Source organism: Enterobacter sp. UCD-UG_FMILLET, from assembly GCF_000762975.1.
Taxonomy (GTDB): domain Bacteria; phylum Pseudomonadota; class Gammaproteobacteria; order Enterobacterales; family Enterobacteriaceae; genus Enterobacter; species Enterobacter dykesii.
Window position 1 is genome coordinate 761,732 of record NZ_JRJC01000036.1, and the last position, 16,590, is coordinate 778,321.

The 16,590-nt window shown below is 57.2% G+C and carries 10 protein-coding genes; all 10 read right to left on the bottom strand.

Annotated elements, in window-relative coordinates:
• Positions 1–7 precede the first annotated feature (7 nt).
• The 10 genes from der to LA04_RS18580 all read right to left on the bottom strand — a co-directional run bounded on the left by der (position 8) and on the right by LA04_RS18580 (position 16,425).
• On the bottom strand, positions 8–1,480 hold the full coding sequence (gene der / locus LA04_RS18535; protein ID WP_023308811.1) for a ribosome biogenesis GTPase Der: 1,473 nt from the start codon (positions 1,478–1,480) through the stop codon (positions 8–10).
• A gap of 112 nt (positions 1,481–1,592) precedes the next feature.
• Positions 1,593–2,771, bottom strand: a complete 1,179-nt coding sequence (gene bamB, locus LA04_RS18540; protein WP_047652674.1) for an outer membrane protein assembly factor BamB — start codon at positions 2,769–2,771, stop codon at positions 1,593–1,595.
• 10 nt (positions 2,772–2,781) lie between these two features.
• On the bottom strand, positions 2,782–3,402 hold the full coding sequence (locus LA04_RS18545) for a YfgM family protein (RefSeq protein ID WP_047652675.1): 621 nt from the start codon (positions 3,400–3,402) through the stop codon (positions 2,782–2,784).
• Between the two features lie 13 nt (positions 3,403–3,415).
• Positions 3,416–4,690 carry a histidine--tRNA ligase gene (hisS, locus tag LA04_RS18550; RefSeq protein ID WP_047652676.1) on the bottom strand — a complete coding sequence of 425 codons (1,275 nt, stop codon included), beginning with the start codon at positions 4,688–4,690 and terminating at the stop codon, positions 3,416–3,418.
• An 80-nt stretch (positions 4,691–4,770) separates the two neighbouring features.
• Complete coding sequence (ispG, locus tag LA04_RS18555; RefSeq protein ID WP_023308814.1) at positions 4,771–5,889, bottom strand: flavodoxin-dependent (E)-4-hydroxy-3-methylbut-2-enyl-diphosphate synthase; 1,119 nt, start codon at positions 5,887–5,889, stop codon at positions 4,771–4,773.
• Between the two features lie 26 nt (positions 5,890–5,915).
• Entirely contained in the window at positions 5,916–6,929 is a 1,014-nt protein-coding gene (rodZ, locus tag LA04_RS18560) for a cytoskeleton protein RodZ (RefSeq protein ID WP_047652677.1), read from the bottom strand.
• Between the two features lie 293 nt (positions 6,930–7,222).
• Positions 7,223–8,389, bottom strand: coding sequence for a bifunctional tRNA (adenosine(37)-C2)-methyltransferase TrmG/ribosomal RNA large subunit methyltransferase RlmN (locus tag LA04_RS18565; protein WP_014171168.1), 1,167 nt, complete (start codon positions 8,387–8,389; stop codon positions 7,223–7,225).
• 169 nt (positions 8,390–8,558) lie between these two features.
• Positions 8,559–8,990, bottom strand: a complete 432-nt coding sequence (gene ndk, locus LA04_RS18570; protein WP_003860625.1) for a nucleoside-diphosphate kinase — start codon at positions 8,988–8,990, stop codon at positions 8,559–8,561.
• Between the two features lie 156 nt (positions 8,991–9,146).
• Complete coding sequence (gene pbpC, locus LA04_RS18575; protein WP_047652678.1) at positions 9,147–11,471, bottom strand: peptidoglycan glycosyltransferase PbpC; 2,325 nt, start codon at positions 11,469–11,471, stop codon at positions 9,147–9,149.
• Between the two features lies 1 nt (position 11,472).
• On the bottom strand, positions 11,473–16,425 hold the full coding sequence (locus LA04_RS18580; RefSeq protein WP_047652679.1) for an alpha-2-macroglobulin family protein: 4,953 nt from the start codon (positions 16,423–16,425) through the stop codon (positions 11,473–11,475).
• Positions 16,426–16,590: the final 165 nt, after the last annotated feature.

A 16,590-nucleotide genomic window follows, 5' to 3' on the forward strand; every position in this document is an offset into this window, starting at 1 on the left:
GTAAAGCTTATTTGCTTTTCTTAATGTGCTTAATCAGGCGCTTACGCTTACGCATCTGGTTTGGCGTCAGGGTGTTGCGCTTGTTGGCAAACGGGTTTTCCCCTTCCTTGAACTGGATACGGATAGGCGTGCCCATCACGTCCAGCGATTTACGGAAGTAGTTCATCAGGTAGCGCTTGTAGGAATCCGGCAGGTCTTTCACCTGGTTGCCGTGAATTACTACGATTGGCGGGTTGTAACCACCGGCGTGAGCATATTTCAGCTTCACGCGACGGCCGCGCACCAGCGGCGGCTGATGGTCTTCTGCAGCCATATTCATGATGCGGGTCAGCATGGCGGTGCTCTGACGACGGGTTGAGCTGTCGTACGCTTCACGCACGGATTCGAACAGGTTACCCACTCCGCTGCCGTGCAGCGCAGAGATGAAGTGCACGCGGGCAAAGTCGATAAAGCCCAGACGGAAGTCGAGGGTCTCTTTCACCTGCTCGCGCACTTCATTGCTCAGGCCATCCCACTTGTTGACCACGATAACCAGTGAGCGCCCACTATTGAGGATAAAGCCGAGCAGAGAGAGATCCTGATCGGAGATACCTTCGCGCGCGTCGATGACCAGCAGCACGACGTTGGCATCTTCGATCGCCTGCAGGGTTTTGATAACGGAGAATTTTTCCACCACATCGGTGATTTTCCCGCGCTTACGCACCCCGGCGGTGTCGATGAGGACATACTCACGCTCATCGCGCTGCATCGGGATGTAGATGCTGTCGCGGGTGGTGCCCGGCATGTCGTAAACGACCACGCGCTCTTCACCCAGAATACGGTTAGTAAGCGTAGACTTACCTACGTTTGGACGACCCACGATGGCCAGCTTGATCGGCAGATCCTGCGGGTTGAAGTCGTCTTCAGGCTCTTCTTCGCCCTCTTCTCCGTCTTCGAACTGCGCCCAGTATTCAGCGTCTTCGTCTACTTCTTCCGGCGGGTTTACTTCGTCAACCCACGGCAGCAGAACGGTTTCCAGCAGGCTGGTGACGCCACGGCCATGCGATGCCGCAATCGGGTAGATTTCACCCAGGCCCAGAGACCAGAAATCCGCGACGGCCTGATCGGCATCGATGCCGTCAGTTTTGTTCGCCACCAGGAAGGTCGGCTTTTCGCGTGAACGCAGATGCTTGGCAATAGCGGAGTCAGCCGGCATCAGGCCAGCGCGCGCATCCACCATAAACAGCACCACATCCGCTTCTTCAATCGCCAGCAGCGACTGTTCCGCCATGCGGGTTTCAACGCCGTCTTCTGTGCCGTCAATACCACCGGTATCAATACAGATGAACTCGCGTCCTTCCACCTCTGCACGACCGTACTTACGGTCACGCGTCAGCCCCGGGAAATCCGCAACCAGCGCATCACGGGTGCGTGTTAAACGGTTAAAAAGAGTGGATTTTCCAACGTTAGGGCGCCCGACAAGCGCGACCACAGGTACCATGTTTGAAGCCTCATAAAATTCAAAATAACGTCGCTTTCGCGGCGTTTTTAAAAATGTCAAAACGGCTCCTGAGTGAACAGGAGCCGTTTAGTATACTACAACCGCCGGGTAATTAACGCGTGATCGCGTACAGCGTGCCGTCTTTTGCCTGAATCAGCAGTTTGCCGTCGGCCACAACCGGATCGGTCAGGAAACCAGAGCTGTCGACTTTTTGCTGTGCAACAAAGCGGCCGTTATCCGGATCGATCCAGTGCATATACCCTTCGCTGTCGCCAACCACCAGGCTACCGTTGTACAGTGCCGGAGCAGTCAGCAGACGGTGCATCAGATCGCTTTGCGTCCACAGCGTCACGCCGCCTTCGGTGCTCAGAGCCAGCAGACGGTCGTTCTGATCGACCATATAGATGCGGTTGCCCTCAACGATGAAATCGTTCACAGAGCCCAGCTCACGCTTCCACATGATCTGGCCGCTGCGCAGATCCAGCGCGGTCAGGTTGCCGTTATAGGCCAGCGCGTAAACCACACCGTTAACGATGACCGGCGTTGTGTCTACGTCGCTCAGACGGTCAATTTCCGTTGAGCCAGTGGCCTGAGAGATACGCTGCTGCCAGATCATCTGGCCCTGCTGCATCAGCACTGCGCTCACGCGACCGTTGTCACCGCCCACAATGGCAGCACCAAATGCGGTAGCCGGCGCGGATTCGCCGCGCAGAGAGAGCGCAGGCATATCCAGGTTAACGGTCCATTTCACCAGACCGTCAGCTTCGTTCAGCGCCTGCAGCTGGCCGTTGCTGGTATGAATCAGCACCAGGCCGTCGCTTACTACCGGACGAGACAGGGATTCACCCGCTACGGTTGTTTGCCAGGCAATGGAGCCGTCGCTGCTGTTCAGCGCATAAACCTGCGCTTTTTCGCTGCCCACATAGACATGACCACCGGCAACGGTCAGACCGCCAGACAGCAGTGCAGGTTTACGGGAGAACCAGCCGTCTTTTTCCGCCAGGTTAACGGACCATACTTCTTTCCCGTCATCGGCGTTCACCGCTTTCACGGTACCTTTGCGGTCAGCGGCATAGACAACGCTGTCTGCATACGCCGGATGAAGGTTGGAATAGAAATCACCAATCCCATTGCCCACGGAGACATCCCACGCGGTGGATGGGGTAAACTGGTTTTCAACCGTCGGCAGTGGGGACATTTTCACAACGTCTTCTTCGCCACTGAACAGTGAACAACCACTCAATAACGTAACAGAAAGCAGTCCTGGCAGAAGTAATTTACGCAATTGCATCGGGTCCCTCTCAGACGGACAAATTATTTATTTTCATCTGCATCATTTCGCTCAGCGCAGGTGAAGCGTTGCTCTCTACGCCAGCTTGCCACGCTTTACGCGCACCCGCTTTGTCACCTTTGCTCAGCAGTGCTTCACCGCGCAGATCGGCAACGATGGCAGCAAAACCTTCGCCTTTGATGGTATCGAGCGTTTTCAGCGCATCGTCAGCTTTTTTCTGCTGAACCTGAATACGTGCCAGGCGCAGATTGATCACCGCTTTCAGGTTCTCATCGCTGGCAGCAGCAAGGCTCTGCGAGAGCTGAGCAGCGGCTTTATCCAGTTCGTTCTTATCAACGTACTGCTGAGCCACTTCCAGCGCAGCCAGTGCACCGTAGGTGTTTTTGTTGTCAGCCGCAAATTTTTCTGCCGCCGTCAGCGTTTGAGGCTGATCGGCACGAATTGCGCTCACGGTATTTTCATAGGACAGAGACGCGCCGCGCGCGGAATCTGCCTGATGATTGTTCCAGTAACGCCAGCCCACCAGCGCACCGATACCTAAAATAACCCCAACAACCAGCGCTTTGCCGTTTTCAACAAAGAAGCGCTTAATCGCGTCGACCTGATCGTGTTCGTTCTCGTAAATTTCCACGCAGTCCTTCTCCTTAGCCCAATAGAGTGCGCAAGTGCGCCGCAACGCCGTCCTGCGTTACCGTTGTCTGCTCACCAGAGCGCAGGTCCTTCACCACCACTTCGCGGTTAGCCACTTCGGACTCGCCCAGCACCAGTGCAATACTTGCGCCCCACTTATCGGCACGAGCAAACTGTTTTTTGAAGTTGCCGCCGCCATGGTTGGTCATCAGCTTAACGCCCGGCAGCGCATCGCGCACGCGTTCGGCAAGCTGCATCGCCGCAGACTGCGTTTCCGCGCCTGAAGCCACCAGGTATATATCGACAACGGAATCTGCTTTAAATTCCGGATTAACTGCCTGAACCAGCAAAACAAGTCGCTCAAGGCCCATCGCGAAGCCAACAGCAGGGGCTGCACGACCGCCAAGCTGCTCAACCAGACCGTCATAACGGCCGCCCGCACATACGGTGCCCTGAGAACCGAGGCTGGTGGTCACCCACTCAAACACAGTACGGTTGTAGTAGTCCAGACCGCGCACCAGGCGCTGATTCACGGTATAGGCGATGCCTGCCGCTTCAAGCAGCTTGCACAGGCCCGCGAAGTGTTCGCGAGATTCTTCATCCAGGTAGTCACCCAGCGCAGGCGCATCGTTCAGCAGTGCCTGAACATCCGCGTTTTTGGAATCCAGAACGCGTAGCGGGTTACTGTACATGCGACGTTTGCAGTCTTCGTCCAGCTTATCTTTATGCTGTTCCAGGAACGCCACCAGCGCATCGCGGTAGTTAGCGCGTGCTTCCAGAGAACCGATAGAGTTCAGCTCAAGAGAAACGTGATCGGCAATACCGAGGGCGCGCCACCAGCGGGCGGTCAGCATAATCAGTTCAGCGTCGATGTCCGGGCCCTGCAGGCCAAAGACTTCCACACCCAGTTGATTGAACTGACGATAACGACCTTTCTGAGGACGTTCGTGGCGGAACATCGGGCCGATATACCACAGGCGCTGCTCCTGATTGTACAGAAGACCATGTTCGATGCCGGCGCGTACGCAGCCCGCCGTACCTTCCGGACGCAGGGTCAGGCTGTCGCCGTTGCGGTCCTCAAAGGTGTACATCTCTTTTTCAACCACATCGGTGACTTCACCGATCGCGCGTTTGAATAACGGGGTCTGCTCTACAATCGGCAAACGGATTTCGCTGTAACCGTAGCTGCCGAGCACCTGCTTCAGTGTGCCTTCAATGCGCTGCCAGATGGCGGTTTCGCCAGGCAGATAATCGTTCATGCCGCGGATGGCTTGAATGTTTTTTGCCACGTTTATTCTCTTTCTATATACAAAAAAAACCCAAAGAATGGGTTCAATCATACATGGGAAGCGGCACGCTTCCCATCACGTTATTTTTCAACCTGCTGAACGCTGATACGCTGTGTTTCGTCCATCATGGCGGCTTTGGCGCGGATACGGGCTTCAAGCTGGTCGATCATGTCGCTATTATCCAGACGATCTTTACGAACGCCATCTTCATAGAGACCACTTTTCTTGTTACCGCCGGTCACGCCCAGAGTTGACACCAGTGCTTCACCCGGACCGTTTACCACGCAGCCGATGATGGAGACGTCCATCGGGGTGATAATGTCTTCCAGACGCTGCTCCAGGGCATTCACCGTGCCGATCACATCAAACTCCTGACGCGAGCAGGTTGGGCAGGCAATGAAGTTGATCCCACGCGCGCGAATGCGCAGTGACTTCAGGATATCGAAACCGACTTTGATCTCTTCGACCGGATCGGCCGCCAGCGAGACGCGCAGGGTATCACCGATCCCTTCAGAGAGCAGCAGCCCAAGACCAATAGCGGATTTTACAGAGCCGCTGCGCAGGCCGCCTGCTTCGGTGATCCCGAGGTGCAGAGGCTGGTCGATCTGTTTTGCCAGCAGACGATAAGACTCTACCGCCAGGAACACGTCGGACGCTTTTACGCTGACTTTGAACTGGTCAAAGTTAAGACGATCCAGATGATCCACATGGCGCATCGCGGATTCGAGCAGCGCCTGTGGCGTCGGCTCGCCGTATTTTTCCTGCAGGTCTTTTTCCAGGGAACCGGCATTAACGCCGATACGGATTGGAATATTTTTATCGCGGGCGCAGTCCACGACCATGCGGATACGCTCTTCGTTACCGATGTTGCCCGGGTTAATGCGCAGGCAATCGACGCCGTATTCGGCCACTTTCAGTGCGATGCGGTAATCGAAGTGGATATCAGCCACCAGCGGAACGCTGACCTGCTGTTTGATCAGTTTGAACGCCTCAGCGGCATCCATGGTCGGGACGGAGACGCGCACAATGTCCGCGCCTACACGTTCTAATGCTTTGATTTGATTGACCGTCGCTTCTACATCGGTAGTGCGCGTGTTGGTCATCGACTGAACGGCGATAGGTGCCCCATCGCCGATTGGCACATTCCCAACGTAAATCCGTTTCGATTTTCTACGTTGAATCGGAGCCTGGTTATGCATGAAAAATCTCCCGCGTTGCCCGTCTGTTACTGTGCTGCTGATTGTTCGGCATTAACGGTAAGACGTGCAACCTGGTTAGTTCTGATAAAGCGGCTCAGGTCGACAGGTTTTCCTTGATACTGGATCTGTACCGCTGCCGGAGCGCCGATTTTAAGTTTATAGGGAGCCTGGCCGGTTAGGTTTAACGTACCATCTTTACGCTGCAGGCCGCTGAACAGTTTTTTACCTGTCGCGTCAGTCACTTCCAGCCAGCAGTCGGCGCTGAAGTTCATCACCAGTGCGTTGGGATCGGCTGCTGTCGCTGTACCCGCCGGGCTGGTTGGCAGAGCCGCTGCGCTATTGTCTGCAGGCTGAGTAGCCGCAGGCGCGTTCGCCGCAGTATCAACATTAGCCTGAGAAGGGGCAACAACCGCGTTTTGATCCTGAGCCTGCGGCGCAGCGGTGTTAGCCGTTGCTGCCGGAGCCTGTGCTGCATCGGTCGCCGACGCGTCTGGCGCTGCGGTCTGTGGCTCGCTTGAGGACGCTGCGCCGTCGGTATTCAGCGGCACGCTCTGACCGTTCTCACTTCCGGCCTGGTTGAGTTCGGCGGAGGATTGATCGGCCATAGTGGTAATCTCTTCCTGCTGGGCCTTGTGGTTTTGCCACCACCATGCGCCGGTCAAACCGATCACCACAAACAGCACCAGCCAGGTAAAGCTCATCAGCCAGCCATCGCGTTTTTTACGACGTTTCCCCAGGGAGAAGGTCTGCATCGGCGCAACTTTTGCTGCACGGACCGGTGCCTGCTTCTCCATTATTGGCAGTAATTCGTTTTCGGGGATATGGACCAGTTTTGCGTAAGAGCGGATATAACCGCGCAAGAACGTTGAAGCCAGATCGGCAGGTGCCTTATCTTCTTCAATATCGCGAACCGTGGAAACCTTCAGGCACAAGCGTTCCGCAACGGCTTGCTGGCTGAGTCCGAGTTGTTCACGGGCGTTGCGAAGACGAACGCCAGTGGAGAGTGCTTCATGTTGGTCGTGAGTGGCTTCAGTATTCATTCGCTACAACTACTGGTACGTGAAAAATAAGGGTTCAGGTGCCGGTGAGTCACAATGCCACCCGCACCGCGAAACTTCTGGTCAGTTAACCTTGAACAGAGAGTATAAGACTGTCAGCCCGGAGATGACAGTACAGCCCTGCCCGTACGGCTAAACTGTTGTTACGTCGTTACATACTGCCCGAAAGTCGGATGAAACGCACCGTAATTATTGTTCAGTCATCACGAATCTGACTGATTATTCAGTAAGAGTATGCTTCACGGCGCAGATAATGCGCCGTGAGTGAATAATAATCAAACAGCTTTAACCGCGATCGTCTCGCCCTGCATGCGTTTACGCAGGGTACGCTTGGTGCGGTCAATAACATCACCTGCCAGCTGTCCGCATGCTGCATCAATGTCATCACCACGGGTTTTACGCACGATGGTGGTGAAACCATACTCCATCAGCACCTTGGAGAAACGGTCGATACGGCTGTTCGAGCTACGGCCATACGGCGCGCCCGGGAACGGGTTCCACGGGATCAGGTTGATTTTGCATGGCGTATCTTTCAGCAGTTCAGCCAGCTGATGCGCATGCTCGGTGCCGTCGTTGACGTGGTCAAGCATCACGTACTCGATGGTCACGCGGCCCTGGTTGGCGTTGGATTTCTCCAGATAGCGACGCACCGCAGCGAGGAAGGTTTCGATATTGTACTTTTTGTTGATCGGCACAATTTCGTCACGAATTTCATCGTTTGGTGCGTGCAGGGAGATCGCCAGCGCAACGTCAATCATGTCGCCGAGCTTGTCCAGCGCAGGCACAACGCCAGAGGTAGACAGCGTGACGCGACGCTTGGACAGACCAAAGCCGAAGTCATCCAGCATGATTTCCATCGCCGGAACGACGTTGGTCAGGTTTAGCAGCGGCTCACCCATCCCCATCATCACCACGTTAGTGATAGGACGCGTGCCGGTTACTTTTGCCGCGCCGACGATTTTCGCGGCACGCCAGACCTGGCCGATAATTTCTGACACCCGCAGGTTACGGTTAAAGCCTTGCTGCGCGGTAGAGCAGAATTTGCACTCCAGCGCACAGCCTACCTGAGAGGAGACACACAGCGTGGCGCGGTCCTCTTCCGGGATATAGACGGTCTCAACGCGCTGATCGCCTACCGCAATCGCCCATTTGATGGTGCCATCTGCGGATCGCTGCTCTTCCACCACTTCCGGTGCGCGGATTTCAGCCACTTCTTTGAGCTTGTTGCGCAGGACCTTGTTGATGTCAGTCATGTCATCAAAATTGTCGCTGCAGTAATGGTACATCCACTTCATGACCTGATCGGCACGAAACGGCTTTTCGCCCATCTCTTTAAAGAACTCGCGCATCTGCTGACGGTTCAGATCCAGCAGGTTGATTTTTCCATTTTTATTGGGAACCGCAGGAATGGCGACTTCGGAGGTATTCACTAATTCAGACATAATATTTTCCGGCCTCGTTGTTACACGTTATGGCCCATGGAGGGTTGAATAGAAACGCCCCGGAAAGCGGTCTGCTCGTCCGGGGCGTTGCATTGTACAAAGTCTGGCGCAGGGATGCCACGTCTGGACGCGGCATTTACGAAAATAATGTGTAAACGAAACCGTTAAATTAACGGGTGCGTGGACACACTTCGCCTTCTGCGAAGAAGAAAGCGATTTCGCGTGCAGCAGATTCAACAGAGTCAGAACCGTGGGTGCCGTTCTCGGTGAAGCTGTCAGCGTAGTCAGCGCGCAGAGTACCAGCCAGCGCGTTGTCCGGGTTGGTTGCGCCCAGCAGGTCACGGTGACGCTGTACTGCGTTTTCGCCTTCCAGCACGGATACCACGATTGGACCGGAAGTCATGAACTCAACCAGGCCGTCAAAGAATGGGCGACCTTCGTGCTCAGCGTAGAAACCGCGAGCCTGCTCAACGGTCAGGTGCAGCATTTTGGTGCCAACAATTTTGAACCCCGCAGATTCAAAGCGAGCGAAGATGCTGCCAATAACGTTTTTTGCCACCGCGTTTGGTTTGATGATGGAAAAAGTACGTTCAATAGCCATGATAACCTCTGTCAATGTTCTGTTGTTTTGCATACCTGAGTATGGTGTGGCGCGGATTATAATGAGCAATAGCGCCATTGCCTATGGATTCAGGTAACATTTTTTTAAAATAAGACGAGTTTTAGCAACAGCTCACATCTGAAAGCTATTTTCAGGTCACTGCAGCGTAAAATTCACCGTCGCGACTTGACCGGTCTCATCCATAACGAGTAACTGATAATCGCCCGATTTATCAAGCTGTAATGTGTAAACTCTTCCCTTCACATTCAGCGGTTCACCGTTCAAAAACCACCAGCGCTCACCGCTATTGCCGGTCGCCTGAAGCGGCAGCGAAACGCGGGATTCACCCGGCAGACGTTTAATAACGGCCCCTTCACGCACGCCTGTCAGAATGAGGGGCGCAGGTGCGTCCTGCGACAGCGGAGGACAGGTGGTTGATGAAGGAGGGACCCTTACCGCGCGACGCTCGGTCGCCGGCAGCCACGGCTCCAGCGGCAGCGGCCAGACATCCAGGACTTTTTCAGTTGCATCAGGGCAATCTGCCGCCACGCGTTTGCCGGTTTTATCCAGCCAAACCGGAAAACGAATGCCGCGTATCCCTTCCTGTTCGGGCAATAGCAGCGTGGGCGGTTCACTCCCTTCCAGCAGCCAGGTCGACAGGCGACGTCGACAGTTTTCACTGCCTTCCGGCAGCGACTGGCCGCCCGGCCAGCAGATCACGCCCCGCCCGACGCTTGCCGGACGCGGATCGCGCGGCAGACGGGCTTCGTCTACCGTTGAGCGCGACTGAAGCAGGTTATTGACCTGGTTTAACAGCGGAACCGCACTGGCAAACCCAAACTGTCCCGCCACGGGCGTGCCGTCCGGTCGTCCGGTCCAGATGCCTATCACATAACGGGCATTCAGACCGATGGCCCAGGCATCACGGTAGCCGTAGCTGGTACCGGTTTTCCACGCCAGCGGCGCAACCTGCGGTAGCGCATTATCCGGCAGCGGCTGCGCCTCATTGGCCAGAATACGGCGAATAATCCACGCCGAGCCGGGTGATAACAGCGGACGTTCAGTCAGCGGATCGCCCGGCTGCAGGCGTAGCCTCCCCGCCTTACCGTGTCGGGCAAAAGCACTGTAGGCTGCAGCGATATCTGCCAGCCGCGCGCCTGCCCCGCCGAGGATCAGGGACAGATTCGGCTGCGCCCCCGCGGGCAGGATCAGCGGCAAGCCTGCGTTGCTCAGCATCCCGGCAAACCGTTTTGGCCCGTAGGCTTCCAGTACCTGTACCGCGGGCAGGTTGAGGGAGCGCACCAGCGCTTCACTCATGCTGACCGGTCCGTGGAACCCGCTGTCAAAATTTCCGGGCCGATAGTCACCGGTTTTTCTGGGAACGTCCTGAAGCAGCGAGGCGGGATGGATCAGGCCATCATCAAGCGCCATACCGTAAATAAAGGGCTTTAACACCGATCCCGGGGATCGGATCGCATTGACCATATCCACGTGGCTGAAACGCGTGTCATCGTTGATATCCACCGATCCCACCCAGCCGCGCACTTTCATATCGGTGTGATCCACGACGATCATCGCCAGCGAGCTGCGTGCCGGCAGGCGGGATTTCCAGTTTATCGCCAGCTCTTCCAGCTGCCGCTGCAGTCCGGCATCCAGCGTGGTGACAATTTTTGCGTCGCGACTTTTGCCGAGCATCATCCGCGCAAAGAGCGGCGCCAGCTGCGGCATCTGTCGGGGCGCCAGCCATACCGATTCTTCCCGCGATTCTTTGACCTGCTTTGCGGACCAGACCCCCTGCGTCGCCATGCGGTCGAGCACTTTATTGCGCGCCGCTTCGGCCCGTTCAGGCCAGCGATCCGGGCGTAAACGACTCGGTGCCTGCGGCAGCACCGCCAGCAGAGCCGCGTCGGAATAGCTGAGTTGCGACGGCGGTTTGCCGAGATAGGTCCAGCTTGCCGCCCCGACGCCCTGCAGCGTGCCGCCAAACGGCGCGCGGTTGAGATAAAGCGTGAGAATTTCGCGTTTGGAAAGATGCCACTCCAGCTGCATCGCCCGCCAGAGTTGACGAACTTTGCCGCCGAAGGTGCGCGGATGCGGATCCAGCAGTCGCGCGACCTGCATGGTGAGCGTGCTTCCGCCAGAGACGACCTTGCCAGAACTGAGATCCTGCCAGGCGGCGCGCAGGACAGAAAGCGGGTTTACGCCGGGGTGATCCCAGAACCAGCGATCTTCGTACTGGATGAGCGCCTCAAGATAACGGGGAGAGACCTCTTCGATCGTCACCGGATAGCGCCAGATCCCTTCGCTATCGGCAAAACGCCAGAGCGGCGTGCCCTTCTCATCCACCACCACCCGGGCGGGGTTAACCTCTTTCAGAGGCAACGGCCACAGGCGGTCGGCAACGATAATCAGCCCCCATAAAACGAGAAGCGCTCCCGCCAGCCATAGCCAGCGGGAGCGTGTCAGACGTGCCATTCGCATTTTACGGAACAACAATCAGCGGGCCGCTGGCCGCCCCCGTTGCCCGCCACTGTGGAACGTACATAGACTCCACCATCGGAACTGGCACCTGGTAGGTTCCCGGCGTCACGGCGCGGGCCAGATAGACCAGCGTGACCGGCTGGCCTTCATTTACCGGTACGGCAGCCACAAAGCGGTCGTCGCGGAATTCCATATGCTGAATGTCCGCCTGCTGCATCTGGCTGAGCAGGTTCTGTACCTCACTGCCGCTGTCCTGCAGGCTGGCGCTGCTGCTCGCCAGATTCTGGTTTTCCAGCTCCAGACCCGCAGGGAGGAGATCCACCACCAGCGCGTCCGGCACGTTCTGGCTGGCTTTAACTTCCAGCCAGACCAGCACCAGTTCACCGCTCTTCAGCGAAGAGAGCGATTTACTGCTGCCGTCGGTTGCCAGGATATGACGTTCCACCTGCAGCACGTTCGAGCTCGGCTGAGGGGCATATTCCGGATAACCGGTGCTGTCCAGGCGTACCCATAGCGGTGTTGTCCCGGTGTTGGTCACCTGTAGCGCGCCAAGCTGGTCGCCGCTCACGTTTTGTACCAGCGACTTATCGCCGCCTGATGCGGTCTCAGACAGAGACGTTTTTGCCTGCCACGCACCGGACAGGGTTTGCAGCGAACGTCCTGCCAGGAACAGCGCATTGCTCTCCTGCGTTGACAGCCAGCGCTGGCTGAAGGCCTGTTCAGACAGGGCATTCAGCAGCGTATTTTGCGCATCCGGCAGCAGCTTGTACTCCTCCAGAAGAGAGAGCATCAGCGCGTTATCGCGAAGCTGGCTACCGTAATCGGCCATCCAGGTTTTGCTGTCGTTGCGCGGCGTTTTGAGCGCCAGATCCAGCGCCTGCTGGCTGCGCGGGGCGTCGCCCATCAGTTTGAGCGCCATGCCCAGCTGCATCAGCGGCAGACCGGACGCCGCCTGAGCGTGACGATCCCAGATTTCACGCAGCGCGCCCAGCGGCGCTTTTTGCTGACGTGCCAGCACCAGCGCGGCATAGGCCTGCACGGCGAACTTGCTGGCCTGCGTATCGTCGCTGTAGCGAATAGACATCATGCCCGGGTCCTGCAGGTAGCGCAGCAACCGGCTATTGGCATTATTCACCGCATCGGCAGGCACGCTGTAGCCCTGCTCGCCCGCACGGATCAGGAAGTCGGTCACGTAGGCCGTCAGCCAGTACTCTTCCGGACCGTTTTTATCCCACAGCGCGAACCCGCCGTCTTCACGCTGCATCTGCAGCAGACGGGAAATACCGATATCAATGGCGGCACGGCGTTTATCGTCCGTATCACCTTTGATGCCAAGCGCCGTAAGCTGCGCCGCGTTGGTGTAGAGCGACGGGAACAGACCGCTGGTGGTCTGCTCCAGACAGCCATACGGATATGCCTGCAGTTCGCGAATATAGCGCGCCAGGTTAAGCGGTGGTTTGCCGCTCAGCAGCAGTTGCCCCTGCAGGGTAGCAGGAGAGAAACCGTTACTGTGCTGCGCCGGTGCGGTCCAGGACTCGCCGGGGTTCAGCATGGCACCGGTATTCACCGTCTGCGCCGGGAACGCCGGACGCACGCCGATTTTCCAGCTCTTCTGCTGCGGTGCAAAGGTCTCGTCCGGGAGCTGCAGGCCGGTCACCTGAGCGGTCACCTCGCCATCACCATAACCCTCCAGCGCACGCACCGGAATAAACAGGGTGCTGCGTGCGCCAGGAGACAGCTGAATCGGCTGCGGCTGCCCGCCTTCCAGCGACAGTTTTCCTGTCGCGGTCAGGGCAACGTTCAGCGTTTGCGGCTGGTCGGTGAGGTTGGTGATATCCAGCGTCAGCCGCGAGGTATCCCCGCTTGCCAGGAAGCGCGGCGTATTAAGCTCGGCAATGACCGGCGCGGCCACCACAACCTTGCTTTCACTGCTGCCGAAATCGTCCTCCGTCCAGGCCTGCGCCATCAGACGCAGCTCACCGTTGAAGTCTCCTATGGGCAGCGTAACCGTGCCTTCTCCGTTGGCATCCAGCGTAACCGGCTGTGCCTGCTGGGCAATAATGGTGACGTGGTTTACCGGCGGTTTACCGCCGCGCTTCAGCTCATCACCGTCACCACCAAAACGCAGCGCGGCCAAGCGGCCCTGCCCTTCAATGACCTGGCCGTAAATATCGTAGATATCCGCGCCGTAGCGCTTCTGACCAATGAAAGCCTGCCACGGATCCGGCGTAACGTAATCGGTAATATTCAACACGCCGCTGTCTACCGCCGAGACCAGGACGTTCACTTTCTGCGGCACCGCACCTTCTTTCACGCTGGCTTTCACCTTCACTGAGAGCGTCTGGTTTGGACGCATTTTCTGCGGGTTATCAAGCGCAATGTTCAGGCGGCGATTTTCATCGCCCATCGGCAGATGCAGCAGGCCGACCGCGCGTTTCGGCGTGGCGGATTTGGATTTATCCCCAGGACGTACCACTAGCGTGCTGAGATAAAGATCGTGACGTTTCCAGGCTTTGTCGACCGGGATAGCGAGATCAAGCCCGTTTGCCGGTACGTCGATCTCTTTCCACCACAGCGGCCCTTCGCTGGACTCAATCATCGCATAGCCCTTGCCTGCTGCCGGCGCGGCAATGTGCAGGTTGATGGTATCGCCTGGCTGATAGGCTGGCTTATCCAGCTTCAGCGTCACGCGGTCAGGACGTGCAGCCCCGGTGCCGTCGCTGTTATCCTGCCAGCTGTAGCCTGCCCAGAAGCGCACGCTGCTGACCATCTCATCAGGTGCTTTAACTTCCAGACGATAAGAGCCCCACTCCACCGGGAAGGTGACTTTACCCGTCTCGTCGGCCTTGAGCGTCAGCTCCTGCTCGCCTTCAATCAGATCTTTTTGATCGAACTGAGACTGCCAGCCTTCGCTCTCAGACCAGTTCCAGAAGTAGTCACGGCGCTCGCGGATCAGGCGAACCTGTAAACCGGACACTGCCTTTTTCGCTCCGCTGGCATCGGCGTAAACGATGTCGAAGCTGGCATTGCCGTTCTCGTCAACAATCGGCTGGTTGACGGTGGTATCGGTGCGGTAGTCGTAAACGGCTTTACTGGCGAACTGAGGGCGGATACCCGGCAGCTCAGCCGCCGGCCAGATTGCCTGCTCAGCGCGACGCGTCACCGGACGACCGCCGGATTCCAGCAGGCTGGCCTGCAGGATCAGCTGCAGCGGAGAATGCACCTCTTTCCACTGGCTTTCGGTAGAAACCTGCCCACGCCCCTGCTCATCAAGCGTAAGCTGAACTTCATCCAGACTGCGGCTCAGGTTCTCCTCGGCGATATCGCCAAACTGGAAGCCCGGCAGCGCAGCCACCGCGTCACGCAGCGGACGCAGGAAAAGCTGGCCCTGCAGAGAATTACCGTTGGCCGGTGCGCCATACAGGTAATAACCCACCACGTTAAAGTCGACGTTATCCTGCGGTGAAACCGGCGTTTTTTGTCCGCTCAGGTTGAGCGCCATGCGCTCTGGCATGAAGTCTTCGACGTGGAAGTCCCACAGGCGCTGCAGGTTATCGCCCGTGTTGGCGCGGATATGCCACATGCCGGTCTGCGCCCCGCTGTCCAGCGGATAGTTAAAGCGATAGAGTCCGTTCTCTGGCTTGACGACAATCGTACGCGCGACCTGTCCATCCGGGCGCAGCACGTCAAGCTTCACGGGCTGATCCGGAAGTGGCTTACCGTCACTGTCGCGCAGTAAGCCGTTGAGGACCACCGTTTCACCCGGGCGGTAGAGATCGCGTGGGCCAAACATAAAGAATTGCTTACTGTAGCCAGGGCTACCGGCAATATCGAACTCTGCCAGATCCAGCGCAGGAAGCTTGAGGTCAAGCAGCGTGGTCTGACCGTCTTTACTGGCCAGAATCAGCGCGGCCTCTTTGTCGGTCTCAAGCTTAGCGTGGCCATCGCCGTCGCTCTTCGCCTCGGCAAGGGTCTGCCCTTTATCGTTCAGCAGCGTGACGGTCACGCCGGACTGCGCCGCACCGTTTTCCAGACTCTGGGTGAAAATATCCAGGCGGTTATGGTAACGGTGAGCGGACAGGCCAATATCGCTTAAGGTAAAGAGCGTTGCGGCGTTGCTGTAGTTGTAGTGCCCGGCCTGGTTCATGACCGCGATATAAACGCCAGACTGCTGGAGCGGTTTAATATCCTTCAGGGGCAACAGCAATTTTTCGCGCGTATTGCGCGCCGGATTAAGGTCGAATCGACCGGTGTAAACCAGCTCCGCCATCTTCAGCAGGTTATCGGATTCCCAGTTGGTCAGCGAGTTACGGTACTCCCACTGGCTGACAAGGGAGGCCAGCGATTCCGGCTTCACGCGGTAAAAGTTGACATCAACATTGTTGACGTTGAGCGCCATCACCGGCAGACCTTCCACCACTTTGCCCGGCAGCAGCGAGCCGCGGCTGGCAAAACCAACGGTGGGTTCAATGTCCCGGGTGGTCAGGGCTTTTTCATAATCAATGCCAAACGTCGCCTTGTTCAGCGCCTGCAGGTCACGTTCAACGGTGACGACCAGGTTACGGTTAGGTTCCAGGTGGCGCAGTCGAAGCTCTTTCAGGTTAGGCGCAAGTTCCCACGCCCCGTCAACCTTGCCGCTTTTCTTATCCACGACATGCACCGTTTTGGCGAAATCCTGATCGGGATTCAGCGGAACAGAAAAGGTCAGCACCAGCGTGGCGGCACCGTCGAGCTGGACTTCCGAGGTATCCAGCAGGGTCAGCGCTTTTCCCTGACTCTGGGCGGCAAGCTTAGCCAACGTTTCAGCATTGGGCTTTTCTGCAGCTTTCGGTGTTGATGCTGTGGATGCCGCGGGAGCCGCAGCCTGAGATTTATCGTCGCTGTTATCACAGCCGACAAGCGTAAACGTGGTAAGCAGCGCGAGAGAGATCGCGGCTAAGCGAAACGGTTTCATCCTGTGTCCCTGGCCTGAGGGGGCCTGTTGGTCGTCGTCCGGATAAGTATTATCCGCAAGTTTCGTTAATTCAAAAAGGCCAATTTTAAAATGTGGAAAGCGCCTCGCAGAACGGCATCACGTCGCTACACCGTGATGGAACCGCGATCACAGCACATAACGTCA